Annotated in this window: 25 protein-coding genes; 18 read left to right on the top strand and 7 right to left on the bottom strand. The window is 66.4% G+C overall.

Annotation, left to right across the window (positions count from 1 at the left end; genetic code table 11):
- Positions 1 to 220 precede the first annotated feature (220 nt).
- The 4 genes from KVY00_RS09345 to dnaA all read right to left on the bottom strand — a co-directional run bounded on the left by KVY00_RS09345 (position 221) and on the right by dnaA (position 4,941).
- Positions 221 to 679 (bottom strand): DUF721 domain-containing protein, encoded by a 459-nt coding sequence (locus KVY00_RS09345; protein WP_223045257.1) that lies wholly within the window; start codon positions 677 to 679, stop codon positions 221 to 223.
- Positions 680 to 711: 32 nt separating this feature from the next.
- Positions 712 to 1,878: a DNA replication/repair protein RecF gene (recF, locus tag KVY00_RS09340; protein ID WP_223042711.1), complete on the bottom strand. Its 1,167-nt coding sequence runs from the start codon at positions 1,876 to 1,878 to the stop codon at positions 712 to 714.
- A gap of 12 nt (positions 1,879 to 1,890) precedes the next feature.
- The gene (gene dnaN, locus KVY00_RS09335; RefSeq protein ID WP_223042710.1) at positions 1,891 to 3,033 is read right to left on the bottom strand and encodes a DNA polymerase III subunit beta; all 1,143 of its coding nucleotides are present in this window, start codon (positions 3,031 to 3,033) and stop codon (positions 1,891 to 1,893) included.
- Positions 3,034 to 3,462: 429 nt separating this feature from the next.
- Entirely contained in the window at positions 3,463 to 4,941 is a 1,479-nt protein-coding gene (gene dnaA / locus KVY00_RS09330) for a chromosomal replication initiator protein DnaA (protein WP_449405451.1), read from the bottom strand.
- Between the two features lie 328 nt (positions 4,942 to 5,269).
- On the opposite strand from dnaA, the gene rpmH reads away from it, so the two are divergent.
- The 9 genes from rpmH to KVY00_RS09285 all read left to right on the top strand — a co-directional run bounded on the left by rpmH (position 5,270) and on the right by KVY00_RS09285 (position 10,865).
- The gene (gene rpmH / locus KVY00_RS09325; RefSeq protein ID WP_187554654.1) at positions 5,270 to 5,407 is read left to right on the top strand and encodes a 50S ribosomal protein L34; all 138 of its coding nucleotides are present in this window, start codon (positions 5,270 to 5,272) and stop codon (positions 5,405 to 5,407) included.
- A 23-nt stretch (positions 5,408 to 5,430) separates the two neighbouring features.
- Entirely contained in the window at positions 5,431 to 5,790 is a 360-nt protein-coding gene (rnpA, locus tag KVY00_RS09320) for a ribonuclease P protein component (protein WP_223042708.1), read from the top strand.
- Positions 5,791 to 5,831: 41 nt separating this feature from the next.
- The gene (gene yidD, locus KVY00_RS09315; RefSeq protein WP_223042707.1) at positions 5,832 to 6,095 is read left to right on the top strand and encodes a membrane protein insertion efficiency factor YidD; all 264 of its coding nucleotides are present in this window, start codon (positions 5,832 to 5,834) and stop codon (positions 6,093 to 6,095) included.
- Between the two features lie 5 nt (positions 6,096 to 6,100).
- Positions 6,101 to 7,048, top strand: a complete 948-nt coding sequence (gene yidC / locus KVY00_RS09310; RefSeq protein WP_223042706.1) for a membrane protein insertase YidC — start codon at positions 6,101 to 6,103, stop codon at positions 7,046 to 7,048.
- 7 nt (positions 7,049 to 7,055) lie between these two features.
- Entirely contained in the window at positions 7,056 to 7,559 is a 504-nt protein-coding gene (locus KVY00_RS09305) for a Jag family protein (protein WP_223042705.1), read from the top strand.
- Positions 7,560 to 7,654: 95 nt separating this feature from the next.
- On the top strand, positions 7,655 to 8,299 hold the full coding sequence (rsmG, locus tag KVY00_RS09300) for a 16S rRNA (guanine(527)-N(7))-methyltransferase RsmG (RefSeq protein WP_223042704.1): 645 nt from the start codon (positions 7,655 to 7,657) through the stop codon (positions 8,297 to 8,299).
- Complete coding sequence (locus KVY00_RS09295) at positions 8,292 to 9,206, top strand: ParA family protein (protein ID WP_255572575.1); 915 nt, start codon at positions 8,292 to 8,294, stop codon at positions 9,204 to 9,206. Before rsmG ends, KVY00_RS09295 begins: the two co-directional genes overlap by 8 nt.
- A gap of 3 nt (positions 9,207 to 9,209) precedes the next feature.
- Entirely contained in the window at positions 9,210 to 10,229 is a 1,020-nt protein-coding gene (locus KVY00_RS09290; RefSeq protein ID WP_223042703.1) for a ParB/RepB/Spo0J family partition protein, read from the top strand.
- Between the two features lie 189 nt (positions 10,230 to 10,418).
- A complete protein-coding gene (locus KVY00_RS09285) occupies positions 10,419 to 10,865 on the top strand; it encodes an SRPBCC family protein (RefSeq protein ID WP_223042702.1) in 447 nt (148 codons plus the stop codon).
- Between the two features lie 279 nt (positions 10,866 to 11,144).
- Here the strand turns inward: KVY00_RS09285 and trxA are convergent, their stop codons facing one another.
- The 3 genes from trxA to KVY00_RS09270 form a co-directional block, all read right to left on the bottom strand.
- Positions 11,145 to 11,468 (bottom strand): thioredoxin, encoded by a 324-nt coding sequence (trxA, locus tag KVY00_RS09280; protein WP_223042701.1) that lies wholly within the window; start codon positions 11,466 to 11,468, stop codon positions 11,145 to 11,147.
- A 29-nt stretch (positions 11,469 to 11,497) separates the two neighbouring features.
- Positions 11,498 to 12,424, bottom strand: coding sequence for a thioredoxin-disulfide reductase (gene trxB, locus KVY00_RS09275; RefSeq protein WP_223042700.1), 927 nt, complete (start codon positions 12,422 to 12,424; stop codon positions 11,498 to 11,500).
- A gap of 78 nt (positions 12,425 to 12,502) precedes the next feature.
- Positions 12,503 to 14,635 carry a DUF6049 family protein gene (locus tag KVY00_RS09270; RefSeq protein WP_223042699.1) on the bottom strand — a complete coding sequence of 711 codons (2,133 nt, stop codon included), beginning with the start codon at positions 14,633 to 14,635 and terminating at the stop codon, positions 12,503 to 12,505.
- A gap of 80 nt (positions 14,636 to 14,715) precedes the next feature.
- On the opposite strand from KVY00_RS09270, the gene KVY00_RS09265 reads away from it, so the two are divergent.
- The 9 genes from KVY00_RS09265 (at position 14,716) to KVY00_RS09225 (ending at position 21,657) form a co-directional block, all read left to right on the top strand.
- Complete coding sequence (locus tag KVY00_RS09265; RefSeq protein WP_223042698.1) at positions 14,716 to 16,146, top strand: CCA tRNA nucleotidyltransferase; 1,431 nt, start codon at positions 14,716 to 14,718, stop codon at positions 16,144 to 16,146.
- A complete protein-coding gene (locus KVY00_RS09260; protein WP_223042697.1) occupies positions 16,146 to 16,964 on the top strand; it encodes a PIG-L family deacetylase in 819 nt (272 codons plus the stop codon). Before KVY00_RS09265 ends, KVY00_RS09260 begins: the two co-directional genes overlap by 1 nt.
- A gap of 155 nt (positions 16,965 to 17,119) precedes the next feature.
- On the top strand, positions 17,120 to 17,482 hold the full coding sequence (rpsF, locus tag KVY00_RS09255) for a 30S ribosomal protein S6 (protein ID WP_223042696.1): 363 nt from the start codon (positions 17,120 to 17,122) through the stop codon (positions 17,480 to 17,482).
- 3 nt (positions 17,483 to 17,485) lie between these two features.
- Positions 17,486 to 18,028, top strand: a complete 543-nt coding sequence (ssb, locus tag KVY00_RS09250; protein ID WP_223042695.1) for a single-stranded DNA-binding protein — start codon at positions 17,486 to 17,488, stop codon at positions 18,026 to 18,028.
- 54 nt (positions 18,029 to 18,082) lie between these two features.
- On the top strand, positions 18,083 to 18,343 hold the full coding sequence (rpsR, locus tag KVY00_RS09245; RefSeq protein WP_017884085.1) for a 30S ribosomal protein S18: 261 nt from the start codon (positions 18,083 to 18,085) through the stop codon (positions 18,341 to 18,343).
- Between the two features lie 19 nt (positions 18,344 to 18,362).
- Positions 18,363 to 18,812, top strand: a complete 450-nt coding sequence (rplI, locus tag KVY00_RS09240; protein ID WP_223042694.1) for a 50S ribosomal protein L9 — start codon at positions 18,363 to 18,365, stop codon at positions 18,810 to 18,812.
- Positions 18,813 to 19,278: 466 nt separating this feature from the next.
- Positions 19,279 to 20,655 carry a replicative DNA helicase gene (dnaB, locus tag KVY00_RS09235; protein WP_223042693.1) on the top strand — a complete coding sequence of 459 codons (1,377 nt, stop codon included), beginning with the start codon at positions 19,279 to 19,281 and terminating at the stop codon, positions 20,653 to 20,655.
- Positions 20,656 to 20,700: 45 nt separating this feature from the next.
- Positions 20,701 to 21,339: a hypothetical protein gene (locus KVY00_RS09230; protein ID WP_255572574.1), complete on the top strand. Its 639-nt coding sequence runs from the start codon at positions 20,701 to 20,703 to the stop codon at positions 21,337 to 21,339.
- A gap of 30 nt (positions 21,340 to 21,369) precedes the next feature.
- On the top strand, positions 21,370 to 21,657 hold the full coding sequence (locus KVY00_RS09225; RefSeq protein ID WP_223042692.1) for an ABC transporter ATP-binding protein: 288 nt from the start codon (positions 21,370 to 21,372) through the stop codon (positions 21,655 to 21,657).
- Positions 21,658 to 21,707 lie beyond the last annotated feature (50 nt).

The following is a 21,707-nucleotide window of genomic DNA, read 5'->3' as shown; positions in this document are numbered from 1 at the left end:
AGCGACGCAGTGGCGTCGCCAGGGAATACCCGTGCGCGCTTCACGTCCGCTTCAAAGCATGCCGCGTGCAGAATGAGGATGATGTGGAACGCGCGGCTCGCCCTCGCTCATGCAGGCTGTGGAATGCTCGCACTGCCGGAATTCCAGACGGCTCGGACCCGATCCAGCTCGCGATGCTCCCAGAGAACCCCAGTTCAGAACACGAATCAGAACGATCAAACTATCCGTAGGTATCGCGTGGACCACGACCCTTGACGGTGCGAGGACCGTGTCGCCAGCTCGGTGCACCAGGAGCGAGAAAGCGAAGATCGCGCACCTCGGCGTCCGGGTAATCCTTCAACAACCGCGTGAGCATCTCCGCACGCAGTCGCCGCAGTTCGGTGGCCCAGGTAGTCGAGTCGCACTGCACCTGCAGCACACCGTTACTGATTCCGACGACGGTCGTGTGCTCTGCTGTCGCCTCCCCCGCGAACTCAGGCCACTCTTCGAGTAAACGCGCTTGCTCGAGCTCGACGCTCCACCCCATATCGTTCGCCATGACGGTGAGCACCTCGCCGAGTGCACGGGGATCTCGGCCATGACCGAAGGGTCTGCCACCGGGGGCGTCGCTCTCCTGATTCCTCCGACTGCGTCGGCGTACCGGCGCTCCCCGCCACACCGACTTTGCTCGGAGATACATCTCGGTGGCGAAGCTGGTGTCGCAGGAAGTCGTCACGAGCCGTCCTCCTCCAAGATCCTGCCCGCCTCGATACGAACGCGATGCCAGGGTACGCCGTTCGGTACGTCCTCCTCAACCGCGGCCGTGACAATCACCTGCTCGAAGTCGCTCACAGCCGTCATGAGTCGCTCCCTTCGGCGCGCATCGAGTTCAGCGAAGACGTCGTCCAGGATGATGACGGGATCCCCGGCCGGGGATTCGGCCCGAAGAACCGAGGCGAGCGCCATCTTCAGCGAGAGCGCAAACGACCAAGACTCCCCGTGGCTCGCATACCCCTTCACCGGAAGCCCGTTCAGAGTGAGGACCAGATCATCGCGATGGGGACCGACAAGCGTCACGCCCCGCTCGAGTTCCCGCGAGCGCACCGATTGCAGCGCCTCTCGAAACTCCTCCGCTAGCGTTTCACGTGAAACGTCGGCCGAGTCGGCAACAGACTGGGTTTCACGTGAAACGTCAGAGAGCGCAGCGTTCACAGACTCGCTGAGAGCCAGCTCCGGTCCGTGATCCTGATCCACCAGAACTCGATACCCGTCACGTAGCGGCACCCTCAGGTCCCGAACAAGCTCACGCCTCGCAAGAATGATCTGTGTTCCGTACTCGACCAGCTGCTCATCCCAAATGCCGAGCGTGGCCTCGATTGCAGATCCACTCCCCCGTCGAGCCGACTTGAGGAGCGACGTACGCTGGCGCACCACCCGTTCGTAGTCGCTGAGGGCTCCTGCCGCGACGGGATGTCGTGAAACGAGAGCATCATCGAGAAACCGGCGCCGTCCTGATGGCTCTCCACGAACGATTCCAAGGTCCTCCGGCATGAAAGACACCGCCGTGAACCATCTCGTCACCTCGCGTGGACGAACCGAGTTGCGATTCACCTGCGCTCGGTTCGGCCGATCCCGATTCAATTGCAGCTCGAGCAGCACGTCTCGCTCAGCTGCTTCGACACGCAGCCTGGCAATGGCGGAATCAGCGCCCGATCTGATCAGCGGAGCATCACCCGACGCTCGATGCGATCTCAGGATCGCGAAGTACGCGATCGCCTCGACCAGATTCGTCTTCCCTTGACCGTTGCGCCCGACGAGAAGATTCGGTCCGGCAGCCAGTTCGAGTTCGGCCGTGACGTAGTTGCGGAAGTCCCCGAGTGAGAGATGCGCGACCCGCATCGCTCTCCTCCCCTACCGAAGCAGCAGGTTCGGCTGGAGCAGGTAGCGGAAGCTCTCCTCGTCGGCGTCGTCCTTGCTCCGCTGGCTCGTGATGAGCACCGGACCCGGCTTACCCGGGTTATCCGTGCGCGTGAACGCGATGCGCGCGAACTCCGAGTGGGTGGAGCGCAGTCCGTCGAGCAGGAACTGCGGCTTCAGCGAGACCACCATCTCGTCACCGACGAGGTGCGCGTCAACCGTCTCGACAGCCTGGGCCGACTCGGTGCCCGCGGCCTCGAGCGTCACCGTTCCCTCGGCGAACGAGAAGCGCAGCGCAGCTTCGCGCTCGAGCACGAGGCCGACACGGCCGACTGCCTCGACCAGCTCGGCGGTGTTGATCACCGAGTAGTTATCGACCGAGGTCGGGAAGAGCCGGCCCACCGGAGGATAGTTTCCCTTGATCAGCAGCGAGGTAACGGTCTTCGAGCCGCCGGTGAAGGCGATCAGCTCGCGCTCATCGTCCTTGATGATCGAGACCTGCACCTGACCGTCGCCGGAAAAAGTTTTGCCGACCTCGGTCACGATCTTGGACGGCACCAGCGCGCTGAGATCGCTCTGGCCGCTCTGGTTCTCCCAGTCGATGCTGCGAGTTGCGACACGATAACGGTCGGTCGCCGTGAGCGTGAGGGAGTTCTCACTGACCTCGAATTGCACACCCGTGATGACCGGGGTGACATCGTCCTTCGAAGCGGCGAGCGAAACCTGGGCGATTGCGTCCGAGAAGAGATCCGCCGGAACCGACCCTGAGACCGAATCGATCTGGGGCACCTGCGGGTACTCCTCCACGGGCATCGCCGGCAGGCGGAACGAGGCCGAACCGCAGCGAACCTCGACACGACTCTCGACCAGGGAGAGCTCCACGTCGGCGTGGGGAAGCCGCTGTGCGATCTCGCTGAGCAGCTTGCCGGAGACGAGCGCGCGTCCGGGCTCGGAGATGTCGGCGGTGACGCTCGTGCGAGCTGACACCTCGTAGTCGAATGAGGAGACCGTCAGGCTGTCGCCCTCGGCCTCGATGAGAGCACCGCTCAGCAGAGGCTGCGTGGGACGCTGCGGAAGCAGCTTCACTGCGAACGACACGGCGTCGCTGAACACGTCGCGGTTGACGGTGAATCGCATCTGGTTTCCCTCCCACGCGCACGAGTGTGCGTGAATCTCATCGGTTCACAATCTTTGCACACTCGGAGGGCACTGGCATCCGAACGTGTCGTTCGGTCTGCTCGAAGACCGACTCGAGAGGAGCGGTCCGCGTGATCGAGTGCCCGTTAACAAGTATTGAGGTGTTAACAGTGTTAACGGCTGTGGATAATGTGGATAACTCGCGACATCCCAATACTCCGTAGCGAACTACAACTCTGTGAGTTGTTGGCGAATGTGGAATGAGTGGGGATCCGCAGAATGATGCGGATTTCTTGGGATCCTCCTGTTTCCACAGGCGATCCGTTCTCCTCCACAGATTTAGGCGACTTCTCCCCATCTATTCACAGGGCGGTGGATAACTGTGGATAAATCCGCTCGCCTCGACCGCGGGCGAAGGCTCCGGAAACGTCAGCGCGATCCCTGCTTGATGCGGGTCGTGAGTTCCGTCACCTGGTTGTAGATCGAACGTCGCTCGGCGATGAGCTGCGAGATCTTCTTGTGGGCGTACATGACGGTCGTGTGATCCCGTCCCCCGAACAGCTGACCGATCTTCGGGAGCGAGAGCGGGGTCAGCTCGCGGCAGAGGTACATGGCGATCTGACGCGCCGTGGCGATCTGCTGCGCGCGAGTCGGACCGTACAGGTCGTCGACCGACAGGTCGAAGTACTCCGCGGTGCGACTGATGATGTCCGACGGCTGCACCTCGTTGTCGGCGTCGAGGGTGATCAGATCCTTCAGCACCGTGTGCACCAACTGCATGTCGATCCGCTGCTGGTTGAGGCTCGCGTACGCGGTGACCCGGATCAGGGTGCCCTCGAGCTCGCGGATATTCGAGGAGAACTTGCTCGCGATGAACTCGAGGATGCTGTGGTCGATCTCGAGGCCCTCGCGCTGCGCCTTCTTCCGAAGAATGGCGATGCGGGTCTCGAGATCCGGAGCCTGGATGTCCGTGAGCAGCCCCCACTCGAAACGGGAGAGCATTCGTTCCTCGAACCCGCGCAGCTGTTTCGGCTGCACGTCGCTCGTGATGACGACCTGTTTGTTGTGGTCGTGCAGCGTGTTGAAGGTGTGGAAGAACGCCTCCTGCGTCTCGACCTTGTCTTCGAGGAACTGGATGTCGTCCACCAGCAGGATGTCGACACTGCGGTACCGGGCGTGGAATGCGGCTCCCTGGTTGTTGGCGATCGAGTTGATGAAGTCGTTGGTGAAGTCTTCCGAACTGACGTAGCGCACGCGCACGTCGGGGAAGAGCTCGCGCGCGTAGTGCCCGATGGCGTGCAGGAGGTGGGTTTTGCCGAGACCCGAGTCCCCGTAGATGAACAGCGGGTTGTAGGCGCGGGCCGGCGCTTCGGCTACGGCGACGGCCGCGGCGTGCGCGAAGCGATTCGACTGTCCGATCACGAAGCTGTCGAAGCCGTACTTCTCATTCAGACGGCTGTCGACCTGTTCCTCGATGCCGTGCCGCCGACGGGGCTCGGCTACCGGGCGCGTGCTGTCGTGGCGAGTGGGCGCAGTCGACTGCAGCGCCGGATCGGTGTCGCCGACGTGGAAGGAGGATTGGGCGGGGGCTCCCTGCGCATGCGACGGCTCGGGTTCGGGATCGAGCGAGGGGTGGGCGTCCTCATCGACGATCACGACGAAGTTCTCGATCTCACGGGCTTCGGGGATGCCCGCGATCGCGTTCATGATGGCCGGTCGGAGACGGTTCTCGAGCAGCTTCAGCGTGAACTCGAGCTGGACGGCCAGGTAGAGCGTTCCCGCCGCGATGCCGCGCGGAACGGCGAGTGCGAGCTGGGCCCCCACGGCCGGGCCGACCGAGGGATCGCTCATGACGGCCTGGGTGACTCTGCCCCAGGCCTCTTGCAGTTCGTCGTCTGTCACGCGGATACTCGGTTCGGTCTCGTAGCTGAAATCTGAGAGATGTTATGCCCAGCTTTATCCACAGCTTGCACGGCGTGGAAGCCCGAGAATACTGGAGAGTTCGAGACCGGACGAACACCTGCGCCCACGTTAGTCACAGTTTTGTCCACAGGCAAGTCTGAAACTCCGAGCGGCACGACCGGGAGCACGACAAGAATCCGCTTTGACTGCACGGGAAATTCGGCGTAAAGTTACTACCTTGTATGGGCGGCAGCCGACTGCAACCCTGCCCAATTCCGACTTCCTCGTCGCCCAAGAGCTTCGGGGATCTGTTCCATAAGTCACGGAGTCTTTCATGAGCAAGCGTACGTTCCAGCCCAATAACCGCCGCCGCGCCAAGGTGCACGGCTTCCGCGCTCGCATGCGCACGCGTGCCGGTCGCGCCATCGTCGCGGCTCGTCGCGGCAAGGGCCGCGCGAAGCTCACCGCGTAGTCGTCCCTGTTCCCTGGCCGATCGTGCCTGCCAAACGGCATCGCGTCACCCGGGGTGAGGATTACCGGTTCGCCGTACGAACCGGCCGCCGCGTGGGTGGTGCGTACTGCATCACCCACGCGGTTTTGCGTTCACCCGGAGAACCCGCGCGGTTCGGCTTCATCATCTCGAAGGCCGTGGGCAATGCGGTGACGCGCAACCTCGTGCGTCGCCGTATGAAGACGGTGGTCGAGCGCAGGCTCAGGAGCGGCATCGTCGGCGTGGACGTCGTGTTCCGAGCGCTACCCGCATCGGCCTCCGCACCCTTCGGCGAGCTGGAGCGGGAGATGAATCGGGCGCTGGATCGCGTCGAACGCGAGGTGCTCGACGGGAGGGATCCGTGAGGCACGCGGCGTACGAGATTTGGTTCCTGCCGAGGAACCTGATGATCGCGTTCATGCTCGCCTACCGCCGGATCATCTCTCCGCTGTACGGCCAGGTGTGCAGGTATTACCCATCGTGTTCCAGGTACGCTGTGGATGCGTATCAACTGCGCGGATTCCTCGCCGGGTCGTTTCTGACGATCTGGCGTTTGCTGCGCTGCAATCCGTTCAGCCCCGGCGGTGTCGATGATGTTGCACCAGGGCGGCGCCAGAACTTCCTGATCAATCATCGCGGCTTCGTCCGCCCCATCGAGCGAAAGGCCTGATCCCGGTGGACTTCTTCGAAACGATACTCTGGCCGCTGCGCTGGCTCGTCGAGCTCGTGCTGTGGGCCTGGCACTGGCTCTTCACCGCGCTCGGCATGGATCCGGCCTCGGGTGTCACCTGGGTGCTGTCGATCATCGGCCTCGTGGTGGTGGTGCGTTCCGCGCTGATCCCGGTGATGGTGCGTCAGATCAAGTCGCAGCGCCGCATGATGGAGATCGCGCCGCAGCTGAAGAAGGTCCAGGACAAGTACCGGGGCAAGAAGGATCAGTTCTCGCGCGAGGCGATGAGCCGCGAGACGATGGCGCTGTACAAGCAGCACGGCACGAACCCGTTCGCGTCGTGCCTGCCGATCCTCATCCAGATGCCGATCTTCTTCTCGCTCTTCTACGTGCTCCGTCACGCTGCCGAGAACAAGACCGGTATCGGGTTCATGACCCGCGAGCTGACCGAGAGCTTCAATGCCGCCTCCATCTTCGGGGCGCCGCTCAAGATGACCTTCACGCAGGGCTGGGAGAGCGGCAACTGGATGGTCGTGGTGCTGCTCGGCAGCATCATGGTGCTGATGATCGCGTCGCAGTTCTTCACGCAGCTGCAGATCATGTCGAAGAACGTCTCCGACGAGACGAAGAACTCTCCGATGTACCGGCAGCAGAAGATCCTGCTCTACATCATCCCCTTCGCCTTCCTCTTCTCGGGTGTGGCGTTCCCGCTCGCACTGAACATCTACTGGTTCTCGTCGAACCTGTGGACGATGGGGCAGCAGTTCATCGTCATCCGCAACATGCCGACGCCCGGCAGCGACGCCTGGCGCGCGCGCCAGGCCCGACTGAAGGCCAAGGGTAAGCTGACCGACGAGGAATCGAGGGCGCTCGAGGTCGCAGAGCAGCCGAAGCCGCGCGGCCAGCGTCAGCAGCCCGTCAGCGCGAAGCGCGCCAAGAAGAAGAACAAGTGAGGTCACGTTGAGCACAGACGAGGCGGCAGTGGAGCGCACGCGCGAGGATCCCACTCTCGAGGAGCTGGAGGAGGATGGTGATCTCGCGGCCGACTACCTCGAGGGCCTGCTCGACATCGCTGATCTCGATGGTGACATCGATATCGACGTGGCGAACGGGCGTGCGTATGTCTCCGTGAACGGAGGCGGCACGGATCTCGACCGGCTGGCCACCGCGGACGCCGTGCAGGCGCTGCAGGACCTCACCCGGCTCGCAGTCCAGGCGAAGACCGGCCGCTTCTCGCGTCTGATCATCGATGTCGGCGGATCGCGTGACGCGCGGGCAACCGAACTCAAGAGGATGGTCGATGCCGCGGTCGCCCAGATCACGGCCGGTCGCGAGCAGGTCGAACTCGAGCCGATGTCTTCGTACGAGCGCAAGTTGGTGCATGACGATGTCGCCGAGCGAGGCTACTTCTCGGAGTCGCGAGGCGAAGGCCGGGATCGCCGACTCGTCATCAGCAAGCGCTGACCGTCGGCAGCGCGTTTTACGTGAAACGCGCTGCGTCGGCACTTCCGATTCGGGCTTGCACCCGTCATTTTCACGCGAACGAGAGGGAGGACGCGGTGAGCGAGATCCAGATCGAGACCGAACCGGCCTCCGCCGCTGATATCGCCGGTGATCGCATCGATGTGCTGCGAGAGTTCGCTGAGGATCTGGGTCGACGGGGCGAGGAGCTCGGCCTCATCGGCCCGCTCGAGCCTCCCCGGCTCTGGACCAGGCACCTGCTCAACAGTGCGATCCTCGCCCCTCTTGTGAACAGGGATGCCCGCGTCGCCGACATCGGCACCGGCGGCGGGATGCCCGGCCTCGTGCTGGCGATCGTGCGCCCGGACGTCTCGTTCAAGCTCATCGAGCCGATGGAGCGCCGGTGCAACTGGCTGAACGATCAGGTCGACCGTCTCGCGCTCGACAACGTCGAGGTGCTGCGGGGGCGCGCCGAGGAATATCACGGCGCATTCGAGGTCGACCAGGTCACGGCTCGGGCTGTGACCGCGCTGCGCAAGCTCGTGCCGCTCACCGCTCCCCTGCTCCGCGACGGCGGCGAGATGCTCTTCCTCAAGGGCTCGTCCGTGCAGGAGGAGATCGACGCTGCCGAGAAGGCTCTGCGCAAGCACCGGGTGCGTGAAATCGCCGTCGAGGAGCTCGGTTCGGGGCAGCTGACGGAGACCACTCGCGTATTTCGAGCTAAAATCGGTACTCATGGCTGAAGCGGAGAAGACGCTCGTCGGCGACCACCTCGTCGACAAGATCCGCCGACGCCGCAAGCTGGCCGAGACGGTCTCGCCGCTCCCCGAGGAGACGCGGGTGATCACGGTGTCGAACCAGAAGGGCGGCGTCGGCAAGACCACGACCACGGTGAACCTCGCCTCCGCGCTCGCTCGTCGCGGAGCGCGTGTGCTGGTCATCGACCTCGACCCGCAGGGCAACGCCTCCACCGCGCTCGGTGTGCCCCACCGGCCTGAAGTGACGAGCGTGTACGACGTGCTGCTCGGCGACAGCAGCATCGAGGACGCGCTGCAGCCGACCACCGACCACGAGAACCTCTTCTGCGTGCCGTCGACCATCAACCTCGCCGGCGCGGAGATCGAGCTGGTCTCACTGGTCGCCCGTGAGCAGCGCCTGCGCACGGCCCTGCAGACCTTCCTCGCTCAGCCCGAGCACACGTTCCACTACGTCTTCATCGACTGCCCGCCGTCGCTCGGGCTGCTCACCGTCAACGCCTTCGTCGCCGCCGACGAGGTGCTGATCCCGATCCAGTGCGAGTACTACGCCCTCGAGGGTCTGAGCCAGCTGCTCGGCAATATCCAGCTGATCCAGAAGCACCTCAACCCGGAGCTCGCGATCTCGACGATCCTGCTCACCATGTACGACGCGCGCACCAATCTCGCTCAGGAGGTCGCCGGCGAAGTGCGAGCGCACTTCCCCGAGCAGGTGCTCACTGCGGTGATCCCCCGCTCGGTGCGGATCTCCGAGGCCCCGAGCTACGGGCAGACGGTGCACGCGTACGACGGCGGCTCGATCGGTGCGCTCGCGTACCTGGAGGCGGCCGCCGAGATGGCGGAGCGCGGCGCGAAGCCGCACGAGGCAGACACACACGAAGACGGAGAGGCATAACGCATGGCGACGAAGAAGCGAGGCGGGCTCGGCCGCGGGATCGGTGCACTCATCCCGCAGGCGCCCTCGACGGGTGAGCGCCCCGTCGACGTGTTCTTTCCCGCCAACAACGGGGCGGCCGCGGTGGCGGCTGCCGAGAGCGAGAACGCCGCGGCGGCCGGCGCCGAGCAGACCGAGCAGAATGAGTCTCCCGAGCTGCAGGAGGTGCCTGGAGCGCAGCTGACGCGTCTGCCGGTCGCCGACATCGTTCCGAATCGTCTGCAACCCAGAACGGAGTTCGATGAGGAGGCGCTCGAGGAGCTCACGCACAGCGTGCGCGAGTTCGGCGTCTTCCAGCCGGTCGTGGTGCGCGCCATCGAGCCGCAGCCGGCCGAGGGCGAGCCCCGGTACGAGCTCATCATGGGCGAGCGCCGCCTGCGCGCGTCGAAGCGCGCCGGCCTCGACACCATTCCCGCGATCATCCGCAGCACCGCCGACGAGCACATGCTGCGCGACGCGCTGCTCGAGAACCTGCACCGCGCGCAGCTGAACCCGCTCGAAGAGGCCTCGGCCTACCAGCAGCTGCTCTCCGACTTCGGCATCACCCAGGAGCAGCTGGCCGAGCGGATCGGTCGGTCGCGCCCCCAGATCTCGAACACGATCCGACTGCTGCGCCTGCCGGAGCAGGTGCAGACCCGTGTCGCGGCCGGTGTGCTGTCGGCCGGGCACGCGCGGGCGATCCTCTCGCTCGACGGTGACGGTGAGGCGATGCAGCGGCTCGCCGACAAGATCGTCAACGAGGGCATGTCGGTGCGCGCGGCCGAGGCGGCGGCCTCCGAGGAGCCAAAGCGCAAGACTCCCCGGCCCCGCGCGGGCGGCGTGCAGGCGCAGCTGGGAGAGATCGCGGATCGGCTGGGCGATCGCTTCGATACTCGCGTGGCCGTGAAGCTCGGCGCGAAGAAGGGCCAGATCATCATCGACTTCGCGACGATCGCCGACCTCAAGCGCATCCTCTCGGAGCTCGGCGACCCCGGCTTCAGCTGATCGCTCGTTTCGACCGAAGCAGAGGGACCGGTGCGCCAGTGCAGACCTGCGGTGCCGTTGTAGATCTCTCGTACCGTACGAGAGATCTACAACGGCACGAAAGATCTACAACGGCGGGGCGTACGAGCGGTCACGTGAAAGCACCCCTGCGGGCCTCGGCCTCGCGGGCCGTTGTGATTGACTGGCACCATGACTGATGAGAACCGAGTCGTGCACGCCGAGCGCATCATCGACGCCGATGCCGCCGAGCTCTTCGAGCTGATCGCCGATCCCGTGCAGCAGCCGCGCTGGGACGGCAACGAGAATCTGGTCGAGGCGGCCCCGGACCAACGGGTGCGGGCAGTGGGCGATGTCTTCGTGATGCGGATCCACAACGGTCAGGACCGGGAGAACCACGTGGTGGAGTTCGAGGAGGGGCGGCGGATCGCGTGGAAGCCGTCACCGGTCGGCGAGCCCCAGCCCGGTCACCTGTGGCGCTGGGAACTCGAGCCGCGGCGCGAGGGCGGCACCCTCGTGCGCCACAGCTACGACTGGACGGGACTGTCGGATCCGGGGCGCTTCGACCGCGCGCGGCAGAACACCCCAGAGACGCTCAGCGCTTCGATCGACCGTCTCGCGGCTATCGTCGAGCGGTAGCGGCCCGCGCGGGGACGCGCGGCGCTCTCCCCCAGAACCGAACGGGATCGGTGTAAAACGAGAGCGACGGTGCGATCATCGGGGAAGCGTGCGCATCAGGGTTGGCGCGGCGCGACGTTCCCCAAAAACCGAACGGGATCAGGGTAAAAACAAGAGCGGCGGTGCGATCATCGGGGAAGCGTGCGCATCAGGGTTGGCGCGGCGCGACGAAAGAGCGACGCGCCGGGGTTCCCTGCCTAGCACGCGGCCGATGATCGCACCGCCGCGAGGGAAAACGGACTAGATGATCCCGTTCAGGTGCTCCTCGATCATGGGCTTCGGCATCGCCCCGATGATCTCGCGCACCTCTTCACCGCCCTTGAACACCTTCATCGCGGGGATGGACGTGATGCGGTACTGGGCTGCGAGGTTCGGGTTCTCGTCGACGTTCAGCTTCACGATGCGGAGCTTGCCATCCTGCTCGGCGGCGATCTGATCGAGCACCGGCGCGACGGCGCGGCACGGACCGCACCAGGCGGCCCAGAAGTCCACGAGTACGGGAATGTCGCTCTGCAGCACGACCTTGTCGAAGGTCTGCTCGTCTACGTTGATCGTTTCTGACATGGTGTCTCTCCTTTGAATCCGTGTGATGGTCAGCCGTCGAGTGCGGCCAGGTGGTGTTCGGCGTCGAGTGCGGCGATGGTGCCCGAGGCGGCTGCGGTGATGGCCTGGCGGTAGGTGGGGTCCACGACATCGCCCGCCGCGAAGACACCCGAAGCCGAGGTGCGCGAGCTGCGACCCTCGACGGCGATGGTGCCCTCGGGGGTGAGGTCGAGCTTGCCGTGCACGAGGTGGGTGCGCGGATCGTTGCCGATCGCGATGAAGAGGCCCTGGAGCGGGAGTTCGCGCTCGGAGCCGTCGACGGTGCTGCGCAGCGACACCCCGGTCACCTCGCTCTCGCCGTGGATCGCGGTGACCTCCGAGTTCCAGATGAACTCGATCTTCTCGTTGTCGAATGCGCGCTGCTGCATGATCTTCGAGGCCTTCAGCTCTTCGCGGCGGTGGATCACGTAGACCTTCTCGGCGAAGCGGGTGAGGAAGGTCGCCTCCTCCATCGCGGAGTCGCCGCCGCCGACGACGGCGATCGTCTTCTCGCGGAAGAAGAAGCCGTCGCAGGTGGCGCACCACGAGACGCCGTGGCCGGAGAGCCGATCCTCATCGGCGATGCCGAGCTTGCGGTAGGCGGATCCGGTCGCGTAGATCACGGTGCGCGCCTCGTGCACGCTGCCGTCGCCGGCGGTGACGCGCTTGATGTCGCTCGAGAAATCGACCTCGACGATGTCGTCGTAGACGACCTCGGTGCCGAAGCGCTCCGCCTGCTCCTGCATCTTCTGCATCAGGTCGGGGCCCTGGATGCCCTCGGGGAAGCCGGGGAAGTTCTCGACATCGGTGGTGTTCATCAGTTCGCCGCCGATGGCCACGGAGCTCGCGAAGAGCACCGGCTTCAGGCCCGCGCGAGCGGCGTAGATGGCCGCGGTGAACCCGGCGGGGCCGGAACCGATGATGATGATCTGGTGCATGAAGCTCCTCGCGCACGATGCTGGTCAGAGGGGCGGCCTGCGGCCGCTGCGGACAGTACAACCAATCCTAGGCGCGGCCTATTCCGAGAGGCTGGTGACGCGCGCTGCGGAGGCGGCGCGGCGACGGCGCACGCTGCGCCAGATCCCGAACCCGAGCAGTAGCGCGGCGAGTATGCCGAGCGTCGTGAGCGCGATGGTCTCGACGCCGCTGCGGACGGAGATGGCCAGGGTGCCGGTGAAGACGGTCAGGTCGCCCGAGGCCGCGCCGACCGTGACGACGAGGCCGGACTCCCCGGAGGAGACGCGGCTGTTCACCGGTACGAGCACGCGCTCGTTGCCCTCCGGTGGAACCAGTACGCCCGAGAAGTGCGGCTCGGTGACGGAGAGAACGGCCGAAGCCGGAACCACCTGAACGTCGACCGACGCCTCGAACGGAAGCGAGTTGTGCAGCTGCACGGGCACGCGCGTCGACGCCCCGACGAGTTGCATGCGCTCGGTGGTGATGCCCTGCACTCCCTGGAGCAGTTCTGCGTCGCGTTTCTGGTACCGTGCCGCCACCTCCTCGAAGGCGACACCGGGCGCCGCGTGCCGGGTGGCGAACAGCTCGAGCAGGCGGGCGCGCTGGTAGCCGCTGAGGTACTCGGGGTGCACGAGCACCGCGCCGAGTTCGCTCACCGAGGATTCGCGGCCGACAGCGGCGCGGAGCAGCTCCCGGCGCTCCTCGAGCGTGTCCGAGCCGCGGAGCAGCGCCTCTCCCTCGTCGAGGGCGCCGATGGCGGTCGGCTCCACCCAGCCGAGTTCGCGCAGCTGGGCGATGAGAAGCGCGGGATCTTGAGCATCGGCCGTCGCCCCGCGGTCGAGCCCGAGCACGAGATCCTCTGATCCGCTCTGCGCTGCGAGCAGCAGGTAGGCGGAGAGTCGCGAGAGGCCGGCGGCGCGTTCGACCTCCCCGGAGGCCGAGAGCGCGGTGCGTGCGGCGTCTGCCAGCGCGGCATCGGTGACGATCGCGGATCCCTGCTCGAGAGAGACCCTGGGGCCTCCGCTCGCCCGGTCGACGTTCTCGGAGTCGAGCACGACGGAGTCGATGTTCGAGAGCCGCAGCAGCTCGAGCGTGCCCTGATCCGCCGATCCCTCGGCGGGCCAGGCCATGGGCTCCGCCTCGTTCCAGCTCAGCAGCTCGTCGAGGGTCGGCAGCGGAGGGGCGGCATCGGTGCCGGTTGTATCGTCGGAGCCCTGGCCGGCCGCGCCGTCGGCTCCATCGGCGCCAGAATCGGAGGACGATTCGGAGGACGAGTCGGATCCCGCCGTCTCGTCCCGCGGGGGCGTCTCGGAAGCGGCGCTGCCGAACCGTGACACGAAATCGAGGCTTGTGGGCTGCAGAAGAGAGGTGAAGCCCAGGTCGGCCTGGGCAGAGGGATCCGCATCGGCGAACTGCAGCAGGAAGTTCGGCAGGGGGGTCGCCTCGAGCCTGGCGAGGAACTGCCGAGCGGGCTCGGGGGCTTCGTCGCCGTAGGCGCGGATCCCGGCGATGACCCGCGGGTCGATGGCGAGCGTCGCCTCCGCAGAGCGGGCCTGATCGAGCAGATCCGACCACCCCGGCACGAGTTCTTCGAGCTGCGGCCGTGTGGGCAGTGTGCGGATGTCGTCGGGGAGCACGATCGGCACGATGAGTCCGAGGCGCACGGAGGCCGCGGTTGCCGGATCCGATCTGGTCCCGGCGGAGCTCTCCCACGCGAGTGGCACGGTGAACTCGAGATCCGGCGCGATCGAGGCGCGCAGCAGGTAGACGCCAGACGGGGTGGTGGAGGTGAAGGGAAGCCGATCCTGCGGCACCGTGATGGTGAGCGACTGCTCGGAATCCGGGGCCGTGGGGCCGATCTCGGCCTCCCCGAGCTCGACCGGGTGCTCGGGGAAGACCCCGTCGAGATCCTCGATGGATGCGAGCGGGCGGGGGTCGACCTCGAGCCGGACCGTCCCCTCCGGGAGCTGCTGCTGCCCCGGGTTGTCGATCTGCACATCGATCTGCAGCTCGGAACCGGGGCCCCGCATCACGGGTTCGCGAGGCGCCGCGACGAGCGTCGCCGCTGTCTCGATCGGTGGTTCGTCGACGGTCTGCGCCGCCGCCGTTCCCGCGGTGCCGAGCATGCTGACCGCACCCAGCGCGAGCACCGCCGCGATGAAGAGGTCGCGGAACCGGGGTAGCGAGAGCATGGGCAACAGTTTAGGGCGCGCCCCCTCGAGGCGACCCGGCGGGGCCGCGCGCCATGCGGATGCCCGGGTACCCTTGAGGGATGCCAACCCTTGCCGAATCCATGGAGGCGCTGCGCACGATCGCGGCCTCCGCCCCCGTCGCGACGCTCGCGAGAGCCTTTGCCGATCAGGGGCATGAGTTCGCACTCGTCGGCGGCCCGGTGCGCGACGCGCTGCTCGGCAGGTCGGTCACCGACCTCGACTTCACCACGTCCGCGCGGCCCGAGGAGACGCGCGCGATCCTCGACTCCCTCACCAAGAACGTCTGGGACGTCGGCCGCGACTTCGGCACCATCGCGGCCAGAGTGCACGGCGAGACCGCGGAGATCACCACCTACCGCGCCGACACGTACCGCGATGATTCCCGCAAGCCGGAGGTGAGCTTCGGCGACACCATCGAGGGCGACCTCGTGCGTCGGGATTTCACGATCAACGCTCTCGCCCTCATGCTTCCCGAGATGCGCCTCGTCGACGTCTCGAACGGCGTCGAGGACCTCCTGGCCGGGCGGATCCGCACCCCCGGCTCTCCCGAGTCGTCATTCACCGATGATCCGCTCCGCATGCTGCGCGCGGCTCGATTCGCCTCTCAGCTCGGCTTCGAGGTGGAGCCGGAGACGCAGGCGGCGATGTGGGAGTTCTCCGAGCGCCTCGACATCATCTCGGCTGAGCGGGTGCGCGACGAGTTCGTCAAGTTGCTCGCGACCGCCGATCCGGTGCCCGGCATCCGACTGCTGGTCGACACCGGACTCGCCGAGCGCTTCCTGCCCGAGCTGACGGCGCTCATCGCCACGCAGGACGACCACGGCCGCCACAAGGACGTCTACGAGCACAGCCTCACGGTGCTGCGCCAGGCGATCGACCTGGAAGGCGACCGGGACCACGAGCCCTCCCCCGATGTCGTGCTGCGGATCGCGGCACTGCTGCACGACATCGGCAAGCCCGCCACGCGGCGTTTCGAGCGCGGTGGCGTCACCTTCCACCATCACGACATCGTGGGCGCGAAGCTCGTGAAGAAGCGACTGCGGGAGCTGCGCTTCGATAACGACACGATCAAGCGGGTCGCGCGCCTCGTCGAACTGCACCTGCGCTTCTTCGGCTACAGCGATCAGCAGTGGACGGACTCCGCGGTGCGCCGTTACGTGCGCGACGCGGGCGAAGAGCTCGAGCGCCTGCACATCCTCACGCGCGCCGACGTCACGACCCGCAACCGGCGCAAGGCCGAGCGGCTCGCGCACGCCTACGACGACATCGAGCGCCGCATCGACGAGCTCGCCGAGGCCGAGGAGCTCGCGGCGGTGCGTCCCGAGCTGGACGGCGAGCGGATCATGGCGCTGCTCGGCATCCCGCCGGGGCCTCTCGTGGGGCGCGCCTACAAGTACCTGCTCGAGGTGCGCCTCGACGAGGGGCCCATCGGCGAGGCCGCGGCCGAGGAGCGGCTGCGCGCGTGGTACGAGCAGAACGGAGCTGAGTGATGCAGGATCCGAAGGCGTGGTTCGACGGCCGTGCACGGGTGATGTTCGTGCACGCGCACCCCGACGATGAGACCATATGCACCGGAGGCACGCTCGCCGCGCTCTCCGAAGCGGGGATGGAGCCGCTGCTGGTCACACTGACGCGGGGCGAGCAGGGCGAGGTCGTCGCCGGGCCGCTCGAGGCGCTCGCCGCGACGCACGGCCTGGCGGTCGTCAGGCAGAACGAGCTGCGTACGGCTCTCGGCATGCTGGGCGTCGAGCGGCACTCCTTCCTCGGAGCCGAACCCGCTCGAGCGGAGGGGCTTCCCCCTTATATTTACGAGGACTCGGGCATGGCGTGGGGATCCGACGGTCGCGCGACCGCAGCGCCCGATGCGAGCCCCGACGCCCTCACGAGCGCCCCCGCCGTGGAGGCGCTGAACGATCTGCTCGCCGCCGCCTATCAGGCCGGTGCTCAGGGCATCGTGAGCTACGACGACGGGGGCGGATACGGGCATCCGGATCACCGCCTCGCCCACAGGCTCTCGCGTGCGGTAGCGCACGCGCTGGGTCTCCCGTTCTGGGAGATCGTCGCGGATCCCGATTCCTCGGCTTCCGCGACGGATCGCAGGGCCGAGGGATCCGATCCCCACTCCCCTGACGATCCCGACTCCCCCGCCGAGGCCGTCGAGCACCACGACGTCTCCCCCTGGCTGGATCGCAAGGTCGCCGCACTGCGCGCGCACGGCACCCAGCTCACGGTCGACGGCGACGACATCGTGCACGTGGGTGGTCAGCGCGAGCCGATCGGCCGGATCGAGAGCTTCCGCCGGCTCTAGGAGGCGCGCGCGGGATGACGAACGGCGCCTGCGAGTGCTAAGCTGTTCTAGTTGTCTGCGCGCGAGCGATCCGCTGAGCGGGTGGGCACGAAGCATAAACACCCTCCTGCCACAGAAATCCTGTGGCCGTGAAGTCCGAAGGAGGTGGGTCAGTAATGCATCCGTACGAACTCATGGTGATCCTCGATCCGGGTATCGACGAGCGCACCGTGGCCCCCAGCATGGAGAAGTTCCTCGGCGTCATCCGCAACGCGGGCGGCGAGATCGAGAACGTCGACATCTGGGGCAAGCGCCGTCTCGCATACGAGATCAAGAAGCAGTCCGAGGGCATCTACGTCGTGGTGAACTTCTCCGCGACCCCCGAGGCGACCGCAGAGCTCGACCGTCAGCTGGGTCTCTCCGAGGCCGTGCTGCGCACCAAGGTGCTGCGTGCCGACGAGCTCATCGCCCAGCGTGACGCTCAGGCCAAGCGCGATCAGGCCAAGGCCGCTCGCGCCGCCGCGAAGGTGGGCGCGTAGCTCATGGCCGGCGAGCCGCTGATCACTGTCGTCGGCAACCTCGTTGCCGACCCCGAGCCGCGTGTCAGTCAGGCGGGCAATTCGTGGGTGACCTTCCGGATCGCCTCGACGCCGCGCGTGCGCGACCGTCAGTCGGGCGAATGGTCTGACGGCGAACCGCTGTGGCTCGGATGCCGCGCGTACGGCGAGTACGCCGATAACATCGCGGCATCGCTCACGAAGGGCATGCGCGTCATCGTGCAGGGCCGTCTCACTCAGCGCAGCTACACCGATAACCAGGGACAGCAGCGCACCTCCCTCGACCTCGAGGTCGAGGAGGTCGGTCCGTCGCTCCGCTTCGCCACCGCCCAGGTGAGCCGCGGTCAGTCGCGCGGGCAGGTCGGCGGTTTCGGCGGCGGCAACGCCAACCAGCCGCAGGGCCAGAGCAGCTGGGGTCGTCCCGCGGCGCAGCAGCAGGAGAGCAACCCGTGGACCAACCCCGGTCAGGGCGGCAACTCCGGCGGAGGCGATTTCGGCGGCGGCTTCGACGACGAACAGCCCTTCTAAGGCAGAGAACTTCTTGATCCGGGCAACCGGATCGCATCACGAAAAGAGACCAATATGGCAGGCAAGTCCAGCGGCGCAGGCCGCAAGCCGGGTCGGGGTAAGAACGCCAAGACCCTCGCACCCGCGAAGAAGCAGACCGTCGGCGTCATCGACTACAAGGATGTCGCGACGCTGCGCAAGTTCATCTCTGAGCGCGGCAAGATCCGCGCCCGCCGCATCACCGGCGTGTCCGTGCAGGAGCAGCGACTGATCGCGAAGGCCGTGAAGAACGCCCGCGAGATGGCGCTCCTCCCCTACGCCGGCTCCGGCCGCTGAGCCGCAAGGAGTACACATCATGGCGAAGGTAATTCTCACGAACGAGGTCCAGGGCCTCGGTTCCGCCGGTGACGTCGTCGACGTCAAGAACGGCTACGCACGCAACTTCCTCGTGCCGCAGGGCTACGCGGTGCACTGGACTCGCGGTGGCGAGGCTCAGGTCGCACAGCTCCGCGCCGCCCGCGAGGCGCGCGCGCTCGCTTCGGTCGAGGACGCGCAGGCGCTCAAGGCCAAGCTGCAGGAGGGCAAGATCCGCCTGTTCGCGAAGACCGGTGCCGAGGGCCGTCTGTTCGGCTCGGTGAAGCCCGCTGCGGTCGCCGCCGCGGTCTCCGAGGCCGGCATCGGCGAGGTCGACAAGCGCAAGATCACGGTGCCGACGATCAAGTCCACCGGCGAGTACGAGGCCGTCGTGCACCTGCACGAGGGCGTCGATGCCAAGGTGACGCTGCAGGTCATCGCGCAGCGCTGATCCCCGACGCTCGAACGGGGCGGCGATCCTTCGGGATCCCGCCCCGTTTTTGCATCTCACGGCCTGAATCGTCCGTTATCCGGGCGATGAACAGGGTGTGAATAACGCAGCGCGCGCGGGCGCCCTCGACGCTTTGACAGGAGCGGATCTTGCCGCTAGTTGTCCACATCTGGAGGGCGCCCACAAGCCTCAATCTTTACCTGAAACTTGAATAACTTTTTGCCTGTGGAAAGTTAAAATACCTGATCAAGGGCATTATGGTGGGATTCATGCACAAGTCATCCACACCTTGTCCCCAAGCATGTGGAAAAGATGTGGCTCAAACCGGCAAGTTATGCACCGAGTTATCCACAGGGCGGATCTGCGTTCATTTGAGCAGTCATCGAGGTGCTCGTACCGTGAATGTCTGGGGTCTGGTGTCTCATCAGTGGGTAACAGACCCGGACAACGAATAAGGAGCCGTCGAGTGTCGATCGCACACCTGGGAATATCGGATCCGTTCAGCGAAGAAGAGGCCCGCGGGCAGGAGCGCACCCCGCCTTACGACCTGCTCGCCGAGCAGAGCGCGTTGGGCGGCATGCTGCTGTCGAAGGACGCGGTCGCCGACGTGACGGGGCTGCTCAAGGGTGCGGATTTCTATGTGCCGAAGCACGAGGTCATCTACGAGGCCGTGCTCTCGCTGTACTCGAGGGGCGAGCCGACCGATGTGATCACGGTCACCGATGAGCTCACCAAGGCGGGCGAACTGCAGCGCGCGGGCGGCGCGGAGTACCTGCACACGCTGACGAGCATCGTGCCCACCGCGGCTAACGCGGGCTTCTACGCCGAGATCGTCGCCGAGAAAGCGCTGCTGCGCCGCCTCGTCGAGGCGGGCACCCGCATCGTGCAGATGGGCTATGCGGGCGAGGGCGAAGCGATCGACCTCGTCAATGTCGCCCAGTCCGAGATCTACGGTGTGACCGGCGAGAGCCAGGGCGAGGACTACGTGCCGCTCTCGCTCGCAGTCGACGCCGCGCTCGACGAGATCAACAAGGCCAACGGAGCGGCTGACGGCATGCTCGGCGTGCCGACCGGCTTCAGCGAGCTCGACGCGATGACCAACGGCTTCGCCGGCGGTCAGATGATCATCATCGCGGCGCGTCCCGCCATGGGTAAGTCGACGCTCGCGCTGGACGTCGCCCGCAATGCCTCTGTGCACGCCGATGCCCCCACGGTCTTCTTCTCGTTGGAGATGGGCCGCGCCGAGATCGCGATGCGTCTGCTGGCGGCCGAGGCGACCATCCCGATGCAGACGCTTCGCAAGGGTGCGCTCGACAACCGCGACTTCCAGAAGCTCGCTGCCACGCAGGCGCGCATCGCCGAGAAGCCGCTCTACATCGACGACAGCCCCAACCTGACGCTCGTGGAGATCCGCGCCAAGTGCCGCCGCCTCAAGCAGCAGCACGGCCTCAGGATGGTGGTCATCGACTACCTGCAGCTGCTGTCGAGCGGCAAGAAGGCCGAGAGCCGTCAGCAGGAGGTCAGCGAGTTCTCGCGCGCGCTCAAGCTGCTCTCGAAGGAGCTCGACGTGCCCGTGATCGCGCTGTCACAGCTCAACCGTGCCTCCGAGCAGCGCGCCGATAAGATGCCGGCGATCAGCGACCTCCGCGAGTCGGGCTCGCTCGAGCAGGACGCCGACATGGTGATCCTGCTCCATCGGGAGGCGGTGGGTGATCGCGACAGCCCTCGCGCCGGCGAGGCCGACTTCATTCTCGCCAAGCAGCGCAACGGCCCCACGGGCACGGTCACGGTGGCGTTCCAAGGTCACTACTCCCGCTTCCAGGACATGCCGCAGGGAGTGTGAGAGCCGATCGCGCGATCAGCGAGTTCGCGGAGGAAGGCGATAGACTTGAGCACGAAGAAAAGGGGTGTCATGTCCGCTGCTGTATCGAGCGCTGCGGAGTCGACGACCCCGCAGGTCGCCTCCCGCTCCGTGAGACTGCTCCGTGTCGGCGTGCTCCTGCTCGCGGGCATGACGATCGCGTTCAGCGCGACCATGCACGAGCAACTCGGCTTCGATCTGGGCGTCTCAGCGGCGGCACTCGGGGCGATCGGCATCGCGCACCTGGTCGAGTGGAATGCGCGCCGCTCATCCGCGCCGAGCATGCTGCCGCTGCTGCTCGGCATCGTCGCGGTGGCATCGGCCGTCGCGCTGTCGCTGAGCGGCTCCGTGATCGGATTCTCCGTGACCATCGCGGCCTGGTCGCTCGTCAGCGGGTTGCTCGAGTTCATCGGCGCCGCGGTGCAGCCCGGCAGCCGGCAGGATTCGACACTGCTGGGAGCGGCGGGTGTGCTGCTCGCACTGCTCGCACTGCTCGCGCGTGAAGACCAGGTCGCGGTGCTCGGTTTCTTCGGCGCCTACGCGGTGATCGCGGGTGTCTTCCTCGGCATCTCCGCGTTCGACAGCCGCTCTTCCGATGCGCGCCGCTCCGCGACCGATGCGAGCCCGGCGGCGTCCGCCGAGCAGCCCTCGGCCGACGCCGACTGAATCTCCCCCTCACCGACCCGAAAGCAGACGATGACTGAGCCCACCGAGCCCGCGCCGCACGATCCCGTGACCCCGTCGCGCCGTGACCGCCTGCGACCGCTCGAGCTCCTCGGGTTCTCCGCCGTGCTCGGCGTCTTCGCAGGGGGCATCGTGTTCTTCGCCACGCGCGACTGGGTGCTCGCCCTCGTCTTCCTCGGCGTCGCATTCATCGTCTCGGTGATGATGGTCGCACTGGTCGGGCTCGGCGGCAAGCCGAGCCAGGAGGATCTCGAGGCGCGCAAGGATCTGCAGCGCCCCGACAGCGACAACTGGCACTGAGCTGGTAACCCGAGCGGGTGCCCTGGGCGACGAAACCGTCGAGGGCGCGC

It is taken from the genome of Leucobacter tenebrionis (assembly GCF_019884725.1).
Lineage (GTDB): Bacteria > Actinomycetota > Actinomycetes > Actinomycetales > Microbacteriaceae > Leucobacter > Leucobacter tenebrionis.
Note: the sequence above shows the minus strand (reverse complement) of the source record. Positions and strands in the feature narration are given on the sequence as shown.

What these genes read in the sequence shown, in the direction of transcription:
- KVY00_RS09260 (WP_223042697.1), top strand. Translation starts at nt 16,146, where the DNA reads ATGCAGGATCCGAAGGCGTGGTTCGACGGCCGTGCACGGGTGATGTTC.
- ssb (WP_223042695.1), top strand. Translation starts at nt 17,486, where the DNA reads ATGGCCGGCGAGCCGCTGATCACTGTCGTCGGCAACCTCGTTGCCGAC.
- KVY00_RS09290 (WP_223042703.1), top strand. Translation starts at nt 9,210, where the DNA reads ATGGCGACGAAGAAGCGAGGCGGGCTCGGCCGCGGGATCGGTGCACTC.
- rpmH (WP_187554654.1), top strand. Translation starts at nt 5,270, where the DNA reads ATGAGCAAGCGTACGTTCCAGCCCAATAACCGCCGCCGCGCCAAGGTG.
- KVY00_RS09225 (WP_223042692.1), top strand. Translation starts at nt 21,370, where the DNA reads ATGACTGAGCCCACCGAGCCCGCGCCGCACGATCCCGTGACCCCGTCG.
- rpsR (WP_017884085.1), top strand. Translation starts at nt 18,083, where the DNA reads ATGGCAGGCAAGTCCAGCGGCGCAGGCCGCAAGCCGGGTCGGGGTAAG.
- KVY00_RS09295 (WP_255572575.1), top strand. Translation starts at nt 8,292, where the DNA reads ATGGCTGAAGCGGAGAAGACGCTCGTCGGCGACCACCTCGTCGACAAG.
- rplI (WP_223042694.1), top strand. Translation starts at nt 18,363, where the DNA reads ATGGCGAAGGTAATTCTCACGAACGAGGTCCAGGGCCTCGGTTCCGCC.
- KVY00_RS09285 (WP_223042702.1), top strand. Translation starts at nt 10,419, where the DNA reads ATGACTGATGAGAACCGAGTCGTGCACGCCGAGCGCATCATCGACGCC.
- KVY00_RS09345 (WP_223045257.1), bottom strand. Translation starts at nt 679, where the DNA reads ATGTATCTCCGAGCAAAGTCGGTGTGGCGGGGAGCGCCGGTACGCCGA.
- KVY00_RS09270 (WP_223042699.1), bottom strand. Translation starts at nt 14,635, where the DNA reads ATGCTCTCGCTACCCCGGTTCCGCGACCTCTTCATCGCGGCGGTGCTC.
- trxA (WP_223042701.1), bottom strand. Translation starts at nt 11,468, where the DNA reads ATGTCAGAAACGATCAACGTAGACGAGCAGACCTTCGACAAGGTCGTG.
- KVY00_RS09265 (WP_223042698.1), top strand. Translation starts at nt 14,716, where the DNA reads ATGCCAACCCTTGCCGAATCCATGGAGGCGCTGCGCACGATCGCGGCC.
- recF (WP_223042711.1), bottom strand. Translation starts at nt 1,878, where the DNA reads ATGCGGGTCGCGCATCTCTCACTCGGGGACTTCCGCAACTACGTCACG.
- dnaN (WP_223042710.1), bottom strand. Translation starts at nt 3,033, where the DNA reads ATGCGATTCACCGTCAACCGCGACGTGTTCAGCGACGCCGTGTCGTTC.
- trxB (WP_223042700.1), bottom strand. Translation starts at nt 12,424, where the DNA reads ATGCACCAGATCATCATCATCGGTTCCGGCCCCGCCGGGTTCACCGCG.
- rpsF (WP_223042696.1), top strand. Translation starts at nt 17,120, where the DNA reads ATGCATCCGTACGAACTCATGGTGATCCTCGATCCGGGTATCGACGAG.
- yidD (WP_223042707.1), top strand. Translation starts at nt 5,832, where the DNA reads ATGATCGCGTTCATGCTCGCCTACCGCCGGATCATCTCTCCGCTGTAC.